The organism is Pedobacter glucosidilyticus (assembly GCF_002483235.1).
Lineage (GTDB): Bacteria > Bacteroidota > Bacteroidia > Sphingobacteriales > Sphingobacteriaceae > Pseudopedobacter > Pseudopedobacter glucosidilyticum_B.
Genome location: NZ_DLHN01000034.1, coordinates 476 through 17037, shown reverse-complemented (window position 1 = coordinate 17037; position 16562 = coordinate 476). Strand labels below are relative to the sequence as shown.

The 16562-nt window shown below is 36.3% G+C and carries 17 protein-coding genes; 10 read left to right on the top strand and 7 right to left on the bottom strand.

Translation table 11 applies throughout. From position 1 onward, the window contains the following. From prfB to thrA, 6 genes are all read right to left on the bottom strand, one after another. Positions 1–1044 (bottom strand): peptide chain release factor 2 gene (gene prfB / locus B2745_RS14250; protein ID WP_304068003.1). Its coding sequence is split into 2 segments (ribosomal slippage), with 1043 coding nucleotides annotated over them: positions 1–983 and positions 985–1044; the frame shifts between segments, so codons are not numbered across the junction. This gene is flagged as partial in the annotation. A gap of 17 nt (positions 1045–1061) precedes the next feature. Next, a complete protein-coding gene (locus B2745_RS14245; protein WP_304068000.1) occupies positions 1062–1928 on the bottom strand; it encodes an FKBP-type peptidyl-prolyl cis-trans isomerase in 867 nt (288 codons plus the stop codon). A 1-nt stretch (position 1929) separates the two neighbouring features. Further along, a complete protein-coding gene (locus tag B2745_RS14240) occupies positions 1930–2415 on the bottom strand; it encodes an FKBP-type peptidyl-prolyl cis-trans isomerase (RefSeq protein ID WP_304067999.1) in 486 nt (161 codons plus the stop codon). A gap of 256 nt (positions 2416–2671) precedes the next feature. Beyond that, positions 2672–3973, bottom strand: coding sequence for a threonine synthase (thrC, locus tag B2745_RS14235; RefSeq protein ID WP_304067996.1), 1302 nt, complete (start codon positions 3971–3973; stop codon positions 2672–2674). Positions 3974–4061: 88 nt separating this feature from the next. After that, complete coding sequence (locus B2745_RS14230; RefSeq protein WP_304067993.1) at positions 4062–4994, bottom strand: homoserine kinase; 933 nt, start codon at positions 4992–4994, stop codon at positions 4062–4064. Further along, positions 4994–7447 carry a bifunctional aspartate kinase/homoserine dehydrogenase I gene (gene thrA, locus B2745_RS14225; protein ID WP_304067991.1) on the bottom strand — a complete coding sequence of 818 codons (2454 nt, stop codon included), beginning with the start codon at positions 7445–7447 and terminating at the stop codon, positions 4994–4996. The genes B2745_RS14230 and thrA overlap by 1 nt, the downstream gene beginning before the upstream one ends. 287 nt (positions 7448–7734) lie before the next feature. On the opposite strand from thrA, the gene rsgA reads away from it, so the two are divergent. The 7 genes from rsgA (at position 7735) to B2745_RS14190 (ending at position 12258) form a co-directional block, all read left to right on the top strand. Further along, a complete protein-coding gene (rsgA, locus tag B2745_RS14220; RefSeq protein ID WP_304067988.1) occupies positions 7735–8655 on the top strand; it encodes a ribosome small subunit-dependent GTPase A in 921 nt (306 codons plus the stop codon). A 99-nt stretch (positions 8656–8754) separates the two neighbouring features. Further along, positions 8755–9213: a D-aminoacyl-tRNA deacylase gene (dtd, locus tag B2745_RS14215; RefSeq protein ID WP_304067986.1), complete on the top strand. Its 459-nt coding sequence runs from the start codon at positions 8755–8757 to the stop codon at positions 9211–9213. Between the two features lie 70 nt (positions 9214–9283). Then, on the top strand, positions 9284–10033 hold the full coding sequence (locus tag B2745_RS14210; RefSeq protein WP_304067984.1) for a nucleotidyltransferase: 750 nt from the start codon (positions 9284–9286) through the stop codon (positions 10031–10033). Positions 10034–10044: 11 nt separating this feature from the next. After that, positions 10045–10791, top strand: coding sequence for a metallophosphoesterase family protein (locus B2745_RS14205; protein ID WP_304067982.1), 747 nt, complete (start codon positions 10045–10047; stop codon positions 10789–10791). A 37-nt stretch (positions 10792–10828) separates the two neighbouring features. Next, complete coding sequence (locus tag B2745_RS14200) at positions 10829–11155, top strand: nucleotide pyrophosphohydrolase (RefSeq protein WP_304067980.1); 327 nt, start codon at positions 10829–10831, stop codon at positions 11153–11155. Next, entirely contained in the window at positions 11155–11802 is a 648-nt protein-coding gene (locus B2745_RS14195; protein WP_304067977.1) for an HD domain-containing protein, read from the top strand. Before B2745_RS14200 ends, B2745_RS14195 begins: the two co-directional genes overlap by 1 nt. Positions 11803–11805: 3 nt before the next feature. Further along, entirely contained in the window at positions 11806–12258 is a 453-nt protein-coding gene (locus B2745_RS14190; protein WP_304067975.1) for a gamma-glutamylcyclotransferase family protein, read from the top strand. Positions 12259–12260: 2 nt separating this feature from the next. Here B2745_RS14190 and B2745_RS14185 read toward each other — a convergent pair whose 3' ends face one another. After that, positions 12261–13109: a UbiA family prenyltransferase gene (locus B2745_RS14185; RefSeq protein ID WP_304067973.1), complete on the bottom strand. Its 849-nt coding sequence runs from the start codon at positions 13107–13109 to the stop codon at positions 12261–12263. A gap of 48 nt (positions 13110–13157) precedes the next feature. On the opposite strand from B2745_RS14185, the gene B2745_RS14180 reads away from it, so the two are divergent. From B2745_RS14180 to B2745_RS14170, 3 genes are read left to right on the top strand one after another with little or no spacing between them, the layout of a single operon-like run. Next, positions 13158–14261: a type III polyketide synthase gene (locus B2745_RS14180; protein ID WP_304067970.1), complete on the top strand. Its 1104-nt coding sequence runs from the start codon at positions 13158–13160 to the stop codon at positions 14259–14261. Further along, positions 14254–14946, top strand: a complete 693-nt coding sequence (locus B2745_RS14175) for a methyltransferase domain-containing protein (RefSeq protein WP_304067967.1) — start codon at positions 14254–14256, stop codon at positions 14944–14946. Before B2745_RS14180 ends, B2745_RS14175 begins: the two co-directional genes overlap by 8 nt. Continuing rightward, on the top strand, positions 14943–16070 hold the full coding sequence (locus B2745_RS14170; RefSeq protein ID WP_304067964.1) for an NAD(P)/FAD-dependent oxidoreductase: 1128 nt from the start codon (positions 14943–14945) through the stop codon (positions 16068–16070). The genes B2745_RS14175 and B2745_RS14170 overlap by 4 nt, the downstream gene beginning before the upstream one ends. Positions 16071–16562: the final 492 nt, after the last annotated feature.

Below are 16562 nucleotides of genomic sequence, written 5' to 3'. Positions count from 1 at the left end.
TCTAAATCTCCGTCTAACACAGCTTGTGCATTAGAGGTTTCATAATCTGTTCTTAAATCTTTAACCAATTTGTAAGGATGTAAAACATAATTTCTTATTTGTGAACCCCACTCTATCTTCTTCTTATTTCCTTCTATAGCGGCAGTGGTTTCTCGGCGTTTACGCATTTCTATCTCAAACAATTGAGACTTTAATAAGCGAATAGCATTTTCTTTATTTTGTAATTGCGAACGGGATTCTTGATTTTTAATGATAATACCAGAAGGCTTGTGATATAGCCTTACCGCTGTCTCTACTTTATTAACGTTTTGACCACCTGCACCACCAGATCTAAATGTTTCAAACTCTATTTCAGATGGGTTTATCTCAATTTCTATGGTATCATCAATTAAGGGATAAACATAAACAGAAGCAAAGGAAGTGTGTCTTTTGGCATTAGCATCAAACGGAGAAATTCTTACCAATCTGTGTACCCCGTTTTCTCCCTTTAGGTATCCATAAGCAAAATCTCCTTCAAATTGTAAAGTAACCGTTTTAATACCAGCAACATCACCTTCTTGCGAGTCTTGTTCTATTACTTTATAGCCATTTTTCTCTCCCCACATGATATACATCCGCATAAGCATGCTTGCCCAATCACAGCTTTCTGTACCGCCAGCACCAGCAGTAATTTGTAATACGGCATGTAATTGGTCTTCCTCCGCAGAAAGCATGTTCTTAAACTCCAGATTTTCTAATTCTGCAGTGGCTTTTTGATAAGCTTCTTTAACATCATCTTCAGTAGCTTCGCCAGCCTGGAAAAATTCTAGCATCACACCAGCATCTTCAATAGCAGCAACAGCAGAATCGTAAGCATCGGTCCAGCTTTTTTTAATTTTAATGGCATGTAACACTTTCTCAGCCTCTTTAGGATGATCCCAAAAAGTTGGTTCTAGAGAAAGGGCATTTTCACGATGTAATTCGGTTAATTTAGCATCAATGTCAAAGATGCCTCCTCAGAGACGTTACCCTGTCTCTTAAATCCTGTAATTGTTCTTTCGTCATATAATAAGTATCAGCAGTTATTTTTTAGAAATTAATTCTATATCAAATTCAAGTATGGTATTTGGCCCTATAACACCTCCCTCACTTCCACTTTCTCCATAAGCATATCTTGAAGGCACTATGATTTTTATTTTCCCGCCTACACCAATTTTAGGTAAAGTAATTTGCCATCCTTCAATCAATTCAGAAAGTTTTGAGGTTAAGGGATTAGCACTGGTTCGGGTTTCAAATAGGGTACCTGATAAAAATCTTCCAGTATAAGCAATGGTAATCTCTGAATCTATAGTAGGGAAGTTACTATCTCCGGCGGCATTAATTTGATAATAAATTCCGGAAGGATCCTTAATAGCTGTAATATTTTTTTCTGTTAAATATCTATTGATGAGCCTATCTTCATATAGTTCTAAATTGCTGTCATCTGCAATTTCTATTCTGGTATCTAAGATAGCATTACCAGGTATGTTAGTGCCTTGTCCATCTTTACCATAAGCTAAATAAGATGGAATAAGTATTCTGATAATACCACCTTTTCTTACTTTTCGTATGGTTTCTCTCCAAGGAATTGGTCTGATATATCCTACAAAATCTGATGGAGTTGGATTGTATATAGAGGTTTCGTAACTAACTGCTTTATTAATAGAGGTAGTTTTTTGCCCAATCCTAACCCTATCAGGATATCTTAAAATGGGTAAATCAGTATTTCCTGAATCAATTACCTGATAATAAAAGCCTGTTGAATCTTTTTCAAAATCCAGGTTATTCTTGGTGATAAACTCTTGTATCAATTGGTCTTCTATCTCGTCTAAAGTTCTGGTTTCTTTTTCACAAGAAACAGTTAATATGCTTATTGCTACTAGTAAAAACCCAAATAATTTCTTTATCATGTTATTGTTGTATCTGTATTAATTCAATTTCAAAATCTAAAACTGCGTTGGGAGGAATAACTCCTGAACCTTGTGGACCATAAGCGTATAAAGATGGGATTAATAATCTGATTTTTCCGCCTTGTTGTATTAAAGGAACTCCTAATCTCCATCCTATAATTAAACCAGCAAGTCTTATGTTATTAATAGTTCCGCTATCGAAAACATTACCGTTTAATAATTTACCTGTATAGTTTACTGTTATAGAAGGATTATTATTGGCTTTATAATCAAAACTGCCAGAACCTTCCTTTATAATTTGATAATACATCCCAGACTCATGTCTTACTGCATTTATTTTTTGATCAGCAATAAAGCGCTTTATAGTTTCTTCGTCTTGTTTTAATTGTTCTTCTGCTTGTTGGTATGGGTCAACATTATTATTCTTTAAACAAGAACTAAATAATGCGACAACCATAAATAAAACTAACCAAACGTACTTCTTCATCCTTACTTAATTTACAAATTTATTTAACTTTTTATATAAACCTAAGCTTTAACATTATTTAACGTCAAATTTTGGAATATGTGTTTGGCTGATACGTAAAATATCATCCTCACTGATACATGTATAGCAAATTGGTTACAATTATTATAAACTTAGATTTAATCTCTACGGGGACTAAATGTTCATAACTCTAGGTGCGCCATAGAGCAAAAATGGCCAGAATAAATCCGGCCATAACTCATAAAATCTCTATTTACTACTGCGATAATAAATAATCTTTAAACTTTTGATAGCTGTTATCCATCACAATTTGATGTTTTGCTTTATGATAGAGCTCTTCTACTTGTGCTGGTACTTCATAAGGAATATTTAATTCTTCAAACACATCAGGGAATTTACATGGATGTGCGGTAGCCAAAATTACATAAGCATGCTTAGGTAACTGGTTTTTAGCTTTTGCTTCTTTTACTGCTAAATAACCTGTAGCTGTATGTGGGCACATGATGTAATTTTGATCTTGATAAACTTCCTTAATAGCCGTTCTTATAGCGTCATCATCAAAAGCTACCGAGTCAAATGCAGCTTCTAATTTTGATTTATCGTTATCAAACATATCCAGTATCCTCACAAAATTACTTGGATTACCAACATCCATCGCATTAGCTAAAGTTTGTACAGATGGCTTGGCCGTATAAACTCCAGTTTTTAAATACTGAGGTACAATATCATTACTATTGGTAGCGGCTATAAACTGCTTTACAGGTACGCCCATCTTAGCAGCTAACATACCAGCTGCAATATTGCCAAAATTACCGCTAGGGGTAACAAATGTGATCTCATCAAACTGTTGTTTTAAACGAGCATAAGTATTGGCATAGTAAAACATCTGAGGTATTAGCCTGCTGATATTGATAGAGTTTGCCGATGTAAGGTTAAACTTGGTATTTAACTCTTCATCATGAAAAGCTTGCTTTACCATCGCCTGGCAATCATCAAAAGTACCATCAATCTCTACGGCTTCTATATTATTACCATTGGTGGTTAACTGCAATTCTTGTATTAAACTTACTTTACCTTTAGGATAAAGGATAGTTACTTTGATACCCGGTACGTTCAAAAATCCTAATGCTACTGCTCCACCTGTATCGCCAGAGGTAGCTACTAAAATCCTGATTTCTTTATTTTCTTGCTTTAAGAAGTGCGCCATGATACGGCTCATGAAACGTCCACCAAAATCTTTAAAAGCTAAAGACGGCCCGTGGAATAACTCTAATACAAAAACATCATCTGCTAAAGCATGTAAAGGAGCATCAAAATTTGCTGCATCATCTATAATAGCTTTTAAATCCTCCGCAGAAATATCATCTTTCAATAAAGCATAGGCTAAATCGAAAGCAATTTCTGGTAAAGATTTTTTATCCCATCCGGCAATGATATTTTCATCTAAAACTGGGATATTGGTAGGCATATATAAACCATTATCCGCAGGAAGGCTGTTGAATACTGCCGTTTTAAAATCAACCGATAAATGATGGTTTTTGGTACTGTATAGTTTCATTTTTTTAGTTGGTTGGATGGTTAGTTGGTTGGTTGATTCCTAACAAACTAATACCTAACAAACTAATCAACTAAAACCTAACAAACTACTATAATATAACTGGTCCGTTTTTATTAATTTCTGATAAATATATGTTGCTTGCTATACCTTTATCTAAAAGTACTTGTTGCAAGGTTAGTAACACCCTTTGTGCATCATCCGGCGAACGGAATAAAGAAAATACAGTTGGTCCTGATCCTGAAATACCAAAACCTAAAGCACCGTGATGCATGGCTATTTCTTTCATTTTATAAAACTCTGGTATTAACATAGAGCGGATAGGCTCTACAATAACATCTTTCATACAACGTCCTAGCAAATCATAATCTCCCTGATATAAAGCACTTATCAAGCCAGCAATATTTCCCCATTGGGTAACTGCATCTTTTAACAAGACTTTAGAGCGTATAATCTGTCTGGCATCTCTGGTAGGTACATCAACATGCGGATATAATAAAGCGCAATATAAATTTGGTACGGGTAAAGCTATCACCTCTAAAGGCTCATAACTTTTGATAAGGGTAAAACCGCCAAATAAAGCAGGTGCAACATTATCAGCATGACCATGACCACAAGCTAAAGCCTCGCCTTCCATAGCAAAAGGTAATAATTCTTCTTTGCTTAAAGGTTTGTCTAATAATTCGTTAATAGCAAATATTCCTGCAACAGAACTGGCAGCACTAGAACCTAAGCCACTTCCTAAAGGCATTTTTTTCTTTAGCTGTAGCTTAACGCCAATGTCTTCACGACCAAGTTGTTTTAAGATGCTTTTTACACCTGCGGCTACCGTATTACGGTCGGCATCAAGAGGTAATTTACCACCATCGCCTTCTATAGAGGTAATCACAACACCGGGTTTATCGCTCAGTTCCATGATGAGCTCATCACCAGGTTCATTAACAGCGAAGCCCAAAATATCAAAACCACAAACTACATTAGCAACAGTAGCCGGTGCAAATACTTTTATTGATTTACTGCTCATTACTGGTTAGCTCCTACTTTAACTAAATCAGCAAATACACCTGCAGCTGTAACCGCTGCACCAGCACCCGGACCTTTTACTACCATTTGGGTTTCACAATATCTTTCTGTGGTAAAGGCTATGATATTATCACTTCCAGATAAAGCATAAAAAGGATGATCCATACCTACAGCTTGCAGGCTAATGCTTGCTTTGCCGTTTTCTAGCTTACCAATGTAACGTAAAACTTTACCTTGTTTCTCGGCATCTTGTTTCAGTTGCTCAAAATAATCGTTAGAAGCTTTTAGCTCTTCATAAAAAGCTTCTACCGTTGGCGCTTTAGCACAATTTTCTGGTAAAATAGCTCCTAACTCAACATCAGCAGCTTCCATTGGCAAACCACTATTTCTAGCTAAGATTAATATTTTACGCATGAAATCTATCCCGCCTAAATCATCACGAGGGTCTGGCTCTGTATAACCTTTTTCTTGCGCTTGCTTAACTACATCGTGGAAAGTAACATCTCCTTTGAAGTTATTGAAAATGAAAGAAATAGTACCAGAAAGAATAGCTTCTATCTTGGTAATTTTATCGCCACTGATGATTAAATCATGTAAAGTAGTGATGATTGGTAAACCAGCGCCTACGTTAGTTTCGTATAAGAAATCTACACCATACTTTTTAGCTGTACTTCTTAAATCTGCAAACTGCTGGTAATCGCTAGAATTGGCAATTTTATTACAAGTAACCACAGATATGTTCGACTTGAATATATCTTTATACATGGTACTTGGAATTGGGCTTGCAGTATTATCTACAAACACACAATTTGGCAGATTTAAGCTCTTCATCTCGGCCACAAACTTATTTAAATCTGCAGGCTCGGTTGATTTATCTAAGCTTTGTTGCCAACTTGCTAAATCTATACCGGCCGGGTCTATCAACATTTTTTTAGTATTGGTTAAACCGATGATTTTAATGTTGAGCAGATTATTTTCTACCAAATAAGCATGGTGTGCATGTATCTGCGAAAGCAATTCTTTACTGATATTACCCACACCTACGATAAACACATTTAAGTTCTTTTGCAATTGTGCAAAAAACGCATCATGAACGGTATTTAGGGCTTTTGTTAAATCAGAATTATAGATAATTACAGAGATGTTATACTCTGATGAACCTTGTGCTATGGCAACCACATTTACACCATTTCTGCCTAAAGCATGGAAAAGTTTACCAGCAATACCTGGTGTTTTTTTCATGTTTTCACCGACGATGGCTAAAACAGAAAGATTATGTTCTATGGTGATAGGCTCTAATTTTCCGGCTTGCAGCTCTAGCTCAAACTCTTGCTGAATTAAAGCTTGTGCTTTTTTAGCATCCTCAGGGTTAACCGCAAAAGTAATAGAGTGCTCTGAAGATGATTGCGTAATTAAAACTACGTTTACCTGCTCTCTAGAAAGTAAAGAGAATAATCTGCCACTAAAACCAGCTTTACCCACCATGCCGCTACCTTGTAAATTGATGATGCTGATATGGTCTACAGAAGAAATCCCTCTGATAACGGTTGAAGATGGTTTGATATCATGTTTGATGAAAGTTCCAGGGAAACTAGCATCAAAAGTATTTTTAATAACAATAGGAATTTTCTTCAGAAAAGCCGGAATCATGGTTGGCGGATAAATCACTTTAGCGCCAAAGAAAGAAAGCTCCATAGCTTCGGTATAAGAAAGCTCTTCTAAAGAAAATGCTTTTTTCACCCTTCTTGGGTCGGCCGTCATCATTCCATTAACATCTGTCCAGATTTCTATTTGTTCCACATTTAAGGCCGCACCAATAATAGCACAAGTATAATCACTACCACCACGACCAAGAGTTGTTACCCTGTTTTGGTCATCACTAGCAATAAAACCAGTAGCTACAATTAAGCTATCTTTATGATGCTCGAAGTAGTTTTTAATTAAGAAATTACTTTGCTCAAAATCTACACGGGCATTACCAAAAGTGCTATCTGTTTTAATAATCTCGGTAGTGTTTAAATAATCAGCACCTTCATGTATGGTTTTTAAGATTCTGGAAAGCATGAAAGCAGAGCATTGCTCGCCATAGCTTAAAATAGCATCGCGGGTTTTAGGACTCAGCTCTTGTAAGGCGGTAACACCTTGCATTAAATCTTCCAGCTCTTGAAAAAATAATTTTAATTTGGTTAAAACCTGATTTTGTTGTTGTACCGGAATTAACTCTTTTACGACATGAAAATGTCTTTTTTCTATATCAGCTAAAGCCTCAGAAAAATCAATTCCTTTTATAGCGTTTTCTGCCGTCGTGATTAATTGGTTGGTAACACCTCCCATAGCAGAAACAACGATAACCATTTGTTCTTGCTTATCAAGGTTAGTTTTAACCACATCTATTAACGCTTTTAAAGCATCTACAGACCCAACAGAAGTACCTCCGAATTTTAAAATTTTCATTTTCTTAAACAGCTAAAAATCTTTTAAGCTATGCAGCTTTGGATTTGACATTAAAATTTAAATAAAAAGCGCCTTCCGGTTTGTCGGAAGGCGCTTCGTATATTTTATATAAGCCTATAATTACCTTCCTCTATGCGCAGAGCGTCATGGTGTAAGTAATTGTAGTTGTATAGTTATTGTTCACGTTTTTAAATTATGTGCCAAATCTAAGCTTTCATTTTTTAAATACAAACATTTTTCACAGAAAATAGGAAATTAGTTTAGCCTATAATTATCTTTACAACGGTATGCAGGGATTAGTCATAAAATCAACAGGAAGCTGGTACACTGTTTTAGGTAAAAATCAGCACAAATACGAATGCAGGATAAAGGGCAAACTCAGGATGAAAGGCCTGGTAAGCACCAATCCGGTTGCTGTTGGAGATTTTGTTGATTTTGAGCTAGAGCCTGAGCAAGAAACGGCGGTTATCAGTAAGGTTCACGACCGTAAAAACTATATCATCAGAAAATCTATCAACCTATCTAAACAAGTACAAGTTATAGCTGCTAATTTAGATCAGGCTTGTTTGGTCGTTACTTTGGCTTCTCCACGTACTTCGTTAGGTTTTATTGACCGTTTTTTGGTAACTGCTGAGGCCTATGGAATTCCTGCTATTTTGATATTTAATAAGCTAGATTTATTTAGTGATGAAGGTCTAGAAATTCTAGCCAATTATATGGATTTATATGAAGGCGTAGGCTATAAATGTTATGCGGTATCGGCTGTAGAAGGCACCCATGTTGATACTATTAAAGAATTATTGAAAGATAAGACTACTTTATTTTCTGGTCATTCTGGAGTAGGAAAATCAAGCTTAATCAATCAAATTATACCGGGTATAGCTTTAAGAACAGGTGAAATTTCTGATTGGAGCGATATGGGAAAACATACCACCACCTTTGCAGAAATGTTTGAATTGCCTTTCGGCGGAAAATTAATTGATACACCAGGCATTAGAGAATTAGGCATTGCAGATATAGAACCAGAGGAACTTGCTCATTTCTTTCCAGAGATGCGAAGCCGTATGCATGGCTGCAAATTTCATAACTGTGTACACATTAATGAACCCGGTTGCGCTATTTTGAAAGCCTTAGATGAAGGAGAAATTGAGCCCACCCGTTACGATAGCTATTTAAGTATTTATCATAAAAACGATACGAGGGCGTAGAGCCTCATCCTAAATCCTTCTCCGAAGGAGAAGGACTTCCATGAATAATCAGACTTTAAAAAATCTAACAAACTAATTACTAACCACCTATCCTAAAATATGAGAGCCGTTATCCAAAGAGTAAGTAAAGCTTCATGTACAGTAAACGGAGAAATTACAGGTGAAATAAACACTGGTTTTTTAATTTTATTGGGTATAGAAGAAGCTGATACTTTAGAAGATTTAAGCTGGCTGGCACAAAAAATTGTGAATATGCGCATTTTCAATGATGAAAACGGTTTAATGAATAAATCTTTAGCCGATGTTGATGGCCGTATCTTATTGATCTCTCAGTTTACGCTTTTCGCACAAACAAAAAAGGGAAACCGTCCTTCTTTCATCAAAGCTGCAAAACCTGCACAAGCAATTCCGCTTTATGAAAAAATGATTGCCAAGCTAGCTCAGTTAAGCAATACCAAAATAGAAACCGGCATTTTTGGTGCCGATATGAAAATAGAGCTCTTGAATGATGGCCCCGTTACCATCATGATGGATACGAAGGATAAAGACAGGCATTAATTTTAGGTTTGGTTTTTGAATAAGGAAAATAAAGCTGCTTTTTGCGGCCGTCTATCTTATTAAAAACCCTATGATTACAACTGAAGAAGAGAAAAAAGAAGCTCAGGAATTCTATAAAGAAGCCTTACAATTATTAAAAGAGTGCGGTGTAGATTTTATGCTAGGAGGCGCATTTTCTTTATTTGCCCATACCGGTATTTACCGTGATACTAAAGATCTGGATATCTTTTGTAGACCATCCGACTACAGTAAAATATTGCAATTTTTTGCCGATAAAGGTTTTACTACTCAATTAACAGATATCCGCTGGTTAGCCAAAGTTTTTAAAGGAGATTATTTTATTGATATCATTTTTGATACTGTTAATAATATCTGTACGGTTGATGATAGCTGGTTTGAACACGCTACACCAGGCACTTTTGCAGGTGAGGAAGTAAAGTTTTTATCTCCCGAGGAACTTATTTGGTGTAAAATATATGTCCAAAATCGTGAACGTTTTGATGGGGCAGACATTAACCATGTGATTCTTAAAAAAGGTAAAGAATTAGACTGGGAAAGGTTACTTTCCCGATTAGACCAACACCATCACTGGCATTTACTATTGGCTCAAATCACCATGTTTCAGTTTGTTTACCCATCAGATTTTCATGAAATTATCCCTAAATGGTTGTTTGATGAATTGATTCAAAGGGCTAATAACCAGTATCAGTTACCGCCACCTGTAGTTAAGGTTTGTCGCGGCCCGGTGATAGACCAAACCCAATACAGTATTGATATAAAAGATTGGGATTATAAAGTCTCAACCATCATGACTACCTAAAATTTCTTACCATGACAGATACAGGAAAACTCACAAAAATAGCTGCCGTTGCCGATATTCATGTAAAAGAATCTGACAAAGGAAAATGGGTAAATTATTTCAAAGAAATATCAGAAAAAGCTGATGTTTTGGTTATCTGTGGGGATTTAACTGATACCGGCGACGAGTCTGAAGCTGCCGTTTTAGCCGAAGAATTAAAAGCTTGCAGCATCCCCGTAGTCATGGTTTTAGGCAATCATGATTATGAAAAAGGCAGAGAGAAAATGATTCGCCAGCTTTTAATAAAAGACCATGTTCATGTTTTAGATGGAGAAGCTATCGTGATTCATAACATTGGTTTTGCGGGTATCAAAGGCTTTGGTGGTGGTTTTGATAAGCACATGTTATCTATGTTTGGCGAAAAAGGAATGAAAGATTTTGTACAGGAAGCTGTAAATGAAGCTTTACAACTAGAAAGAGCTTTAGCCAGACTAGAATCAGATCATCAGGATATTAAAAAAGTAGCTTTATTACATTACTCGCCCATTGTAGAAACAGTAAGAGGTGAAGCTGAAGCTATTTTTCCATTTTTAGGTTCATCCAGATTGGCCGAGCCTCTCAGCAGAAGAAATGTTGATGTAGCTTTTCATGGCCATGCACATATTGGCACACTAAAAGGCAAAACACAAGATGGTATAGAGGTTTTTAATGTTGCCAAACCTTTGCTTTTACGCGATGGTTATGATTGCCCGTATTTTTTGTACGAAATAACTTCTTAGCTTCTTATTATTGCCAAAGATTCCTGATTTTAGCATCATGGAAATTAAAGAAGCACAACAACTGGTAGATAATTGGATAAAAACTACAGGTGTAAGGTATTTTAACGAGCTTACCAATACAGCTATTTTAATGGAAGAAGTTGGTGAGGTTGCCCGTATCATGTCTCGTAAATATGGCGAGCAATCTTTCAAAGAATCTGATAAAAAAATTGATTTAGGCGATGAGATGGCCGATGTACTTTTTGTTTTGATTTGCTTAGCCAATCAAACTGGTATTGATTTAACTGCTGCACTAGAGAAAAATTTGGAGAAGAAAAGTATTAGAGATGCAGACAGACATCGTAACAACGAGAAATTAAAATAATGCAAGAACTCATTAACAAAACCATAGCTTTTGTAAAGCAAGAACTACAAAATGCCGAGGCCGGGCATGATTGGTTTCATATAAAACGCGTTTGGAAAACAGCTAAAAACATAGCCGCAGAAGAAAATGTAGATTTAAAAGTAGTAGAGTTTGCTGCTTTATTACATGATATTGCTGATGCTAAATTTCATGATGGCGATGAAGAGATAGGTCCAAGAAAAGCAGGCGAATTTTTAAAAACTTTAGCTGTTGATGAAGCAACAATCACCCACGTACAGCAAATTATTAAAAACATGTCTTTTAAAGCTAGCTTAGGCGATGTTAGTTTCAGCTCGCCAGAAATGTTAGTGGTACAAGATGCGGATAGACTTGATGCCATTGGCGCCATTGGAATTGCCAGAGCTTTTACTTACGGCGGTTATAAAAACAGAGAACTTTACAACCCTGAGATTAAACCCGAGCCTAACCAAAGTAAAGAGTCTTATAAAAAATCTACCGCTCCAACCATCAACCATTTTTATGAAAAATTACTCTTATTAAAGGATAAGATGAACACGCCAACGGGTAAAAAACTAGCAGCAGACAGACATGATTTTATGGTTCAATATTTGACTCAGTTCTATGCAGAATGGAACGGAGAAAAATAAACCATGGAAAACACTTTTTTATATTTCGCTTACGGTAGTAACCTCAATAAAGCATTAATGGAGTTTAGGGTTAATGACCCTGTAACAGTTGTTGGACCAGCCATTTTATACGGCTATGGTTTGGCTTTCCACCAGCTTAACGCCGATGGTAGCGCTAGAGCTAACCTCGTTATTTCTGAAAGCGAAAATGTACATGGTGTTTTGTATCAAGTACATAACCAACATTTTGAATTATTGCAACAAACAGAACCTCAATACCAATTACAAGAATTTGAGTTAGAAGGTCGTACAGGTTTACATCAAGCTTATGCTTTTATTTGTATGGATGAAGCAGAGGAACTTAGTCCAGAAAGTGAATATCTAAATACCCTATTAGAGGGCGCAACACAACATCAATTACCCGAAAATTATATCGCTTATATCAAACACAAAGCAAATTTTAGAACAGAAGTATAATTTTACAGCCACAGCCAGCCGAAATACATGAGCATCATGAAACCGCTGATGATGGTCATACCCATAGCATTTTTAAAAGATGCTGCTTCAACTCGGTTTAAACACTGTTTAAACCACCACAAAAAATAGCCCAATATAGGTGTACAGCATAAAGCGAAAATCCAGAAATTTAAAAGCTCGTCTTGTCTATTCCAATAATCAAACATCAGGGTAAAACCCAAAAAAAATACAAGGCCAGAAAATATAAAAGAACCCTTAACACCTAGTAAAAGGCTTAAAGTTTTATCGCCACGCTTGCTATCCTCCTCGTGTTGGTAAACTTGCGTAAGTGGATAAGACGCTCCAATTAAGCAGGAAGCAATTAACCCAGCTTGTAAGATATCGGCGTTAAGCCCCAAATCATACTCGCCTATAGCTTGATAAGAGCTGTAGTAAATAAAAAATCCTTGGAAAATAAAAACCACCAAAAAACTTAAAACAGGATATTTTTTAATGCGTATACGCGGATGACTGTAGGCTTTTGAAAAAGAATTATAAATGGCAACCGCTAAAGCAAACTCAAAACTTACTAAAAAAGCCAGCAACAGACCAGCCCACTCTAAGATATAAGCCGTTACCAATAAAGATTTTTGCACTTTTGGCGGCTCTTTTATCAAGGCAATACTGCCTTCATCTTTATCAAAATAACTATTGTAGGCATTACTTGCCGGATACACAAATAAATGCCAAACTATAAAAACTACAATGGCATTGTAAATGTTAGGATTAGGTACTTCGCTATAAGCAAACAAATAAACAGGGAGCAACAACAAAGAAAAGGGAAGGCGTAAGTGTAAAAAGGTTGACTTCATTTACTTTGTTATATTTAGCATGAAGGTAAAAATATTTAATTTTTTTGAATGAGCAGTGTTATATCGGCAATTGGTACCAGTAATCCATCAAATCAGTTTGCGCAAAGTCGCATACTGGAATTTATGAAAGAAGCGCATCAGTTGGAGAGCAACCAGGCTCGTAGATTAGAAAAATTATATCAAGTATCTGGGATAGATTACAGGCACTCGGTATTGCAAGATTTTGGTAAGCAAAAAGGAAATTATAGCTTTTTTGGTAATGATGATGGGCTTAATCCCTTCCCTACAACCGCCGGCAGAGGTTTTATATACGAGCAAAATGCTTTACAAATTGCTTTACAAGCCGTTGAAGATTGCTTAAAACAAATCAATTTTAACCCTCAACATATTACGCATTTAATTACGGTGAGTTGTACGGGTATGTATGCCCCAGGTTTAGATATAGAGCTGGTAGAAAAACTGGGCTTAAAGCCCGACACCGAACGTACTTGTATTAATTTTATGGGTTGTTATGGTGCTTTTAATGCGCTTAAAGTTGCTGATTATATTTGCAGAGCACAGGCTACAGCTAAAGTTTTAATTGTTGATGTGGAGCTGTGTACCCTCCATTTCCAAAAAGAAAATACTTTAGATAATTGGCTGGCAAATTCTTTATTTGCTGATGGTGCAGCGGCTGTTCTGGTGCAACATGAAGAGCAAACTGCTGATAAACTTTTCCATATCAACTCTTTTTATAGCGAGCTGATTAGCAAAGCCAGAAATGAAATGGCTTGGCGCATTGGCGACTTTGGTTACGAAATGCAACTTACCAGCCAAGTAGCCAAACAAATTAAAGGAGGCATTAAGAACATTGCTGATAAACTTTTGAAAAAAGCCCAGTTAGCTTTTGATGATATTGGGCAATACGCCATCCACCCAGGTGGCAGAAGAATTTTAGAAGTTTGCGACGAAGCTTTTCAGCTCCATCCTGATCAAAATGAGCATGCTTATGAAGTATTGCGAAATTTTGGCAATATGTCATCAGCAACGGTACTTTTTGTCTTAGCGGCACTCGGTAAAAAGCTCAAAACCAAACAACGGGAAGAAAAGATATTAAGCTTTGCTTTTGGTCCTGGCTTAACTTTTGAAAGTATGGTACTTACATATGCCTAGTTTTAACCACAGAAGTACAGCGTTAGAAATCATGGATGATTTCTCGCTAGAGCAACAAGCTATAGATCCGGTTTTAAAAGAGTTGGAAGTGATAAACAAATTACTGGGCGGATTTCAGGTGTTTTATCATGCCTTCAAGCAATTCTCTATTCAAAATAAAGATATTATTTGTGATTGGGGTTGTGGTGGTGGCGATAGCTTAAAAGTTCTGAAAAAGCATTTCAACAAGAAAAAAGTATATCCATATTTTATTGGAATTGATGCTACACCCAGTGCCATTACCTTTGCAAAAACACAGCACCAAGCACATGATATCCATTTCAGGCTGGCAGACGTACTTCAGGAACAATTCTTAGCCGAAGAGTTTGACTATGTTATCAGCAGCTTATTTACCCACCATTTTAATGATGATGAATGGAAGAAACTGGTAGAAAGAATGGTGTATACCTCTAAAAAAGCTGTTATTATTAATGATTTACACCGCCATTGGTTTGCCTATTATTCTATTGGCTGGCTTACCCAAATCTTCTCTAAATCGCCCATGGTAAAACATGATAGTAAATTATCGGTATTAAGAAGTTTTACCAGAAAAGAGTTACAAACATTATTAGCCCAAATGGGTATTAAGAAATATAGCATCAAATGGATGTGGGCTTTTCGTTGGCAGGTTATCATTTATAAATGAGTAAAAAACCAAAAATATTTATTGCTGGTGGCGGTTTAGCAGGTCTTACCAACGCTATCTTATTAAGCAAAGCAGGTTTTGAAGTTTGCCTTGCCGAGCGTAAATTTTACCCTTTCCACCGGGTTTGTGGCGAGTATGTAAGCAATGAAGCATTACCTTTTTTAAAAAGTTTGGGGTTAAACCCCGAGGATTTGCAGGCGAGTAAATTAGAAAAATTAATTATTGCTGCGCCATCTGGCAAAACCATTCAGGCTCCTTTAGATTTAGGCGGATGTGGCGTCAGCCGATATATCTTAGATGAGCAACTTTACCTCATCGCTAAACAGCAAGGCGTAGCATTTCTTTTGGGCGAAAAAATCAGTAATATTCATTTTCAAGATGAACAGTTTAACATCTCTATTAGCGAAAAAACCTATCATGCAGATGTAGTAATTGGTGCTTTTGGCAAACGCTCTAATTTAGATAAGCAGCTTCAGCGTTCTTCTTTTTACAAGCGCAGCCCTTATATGGGGGTTAAATATCATATCAAATTAGATTTCCCGAAAGATACCATCCGTTTAGATAATTTCGAAAGCGGCTATTGCGGTCTAAATAGCATTGGAAATAATAGCTATTGTTTGTGTTACCTATCAGAAAACAAGCATTTAAAAAAATACGGTTCTATAGCCGCTGTAGAAGAACAAATACTCAGCAAAAACCCTTTTTTGAAAGAAGTTTTTCATCAAGCAGAATTTCTTTGGGATAAGCCAGAAACCATCAATGAAATTGCTTTTGAGCGCAAAAATCTCATAGAAAACCATATCCTCATGTGTGGCGATACTGCCGGAATGATTGCCCCACTTTGTGGAAACGGCATGGCGATAGCCATACACTCAGCAAAAATCCTAAGCTCTTGTATCGTAAATATTTGCCAGGATGGTATCAATCCTTCAAAAAGAACCCAACTAGAGAAAATTTACAGTCAACTATGGCAACAAGAGTTTGCCAACAGGTTATTTATAGGTAGAACTATTCAAAAACTATTTGGTCGTAATGTATTATCCGAAATGGCTATTGGTAGCCTCAACCATTTTCCTAAACTGTTATCTTTCTTGGTAAAGCAAACACATGGGGAAGTTTTTTAAAGTATAAAGTACAGAGTAGAAAGTATAAAGACCCTAAAGAGCGAGTTTTTTAAAGTATAAAGTACAGAGTAGAAAGTATAAAGACCCTAAGAGCAGATATTTAGGAGCTACCTTTAATCATTAAATAATATTCTCCGAAGAACGAGAGACGGCCTATGAAGATTTGGAAGGAAAGACCCATAAATCTTTTGCATAAACTCTCATAAAGCACTATCGGAAAACAATCCGACGGGTGTTGTAGTAGTTTTCAATATGCAAAACCTTTCACACCACTCAGGATTGTGGTTAAAGATTTATTTAGACGAAACGACAAATATTCATAAGCCTTGATTTTTTGTTCACTTTTTTATCAAGAAAAAAGTGAATAGGGTTGGCCGCCTATGAGGCCGGAAAGACTTGTGCGCAATAGCCGAAGCCGCTACCCGGCTAGGGTAAGAAAGCCTTTGTACGCAATAGCTAATTAGTTCATAATATCTTTAATGATAATAATTA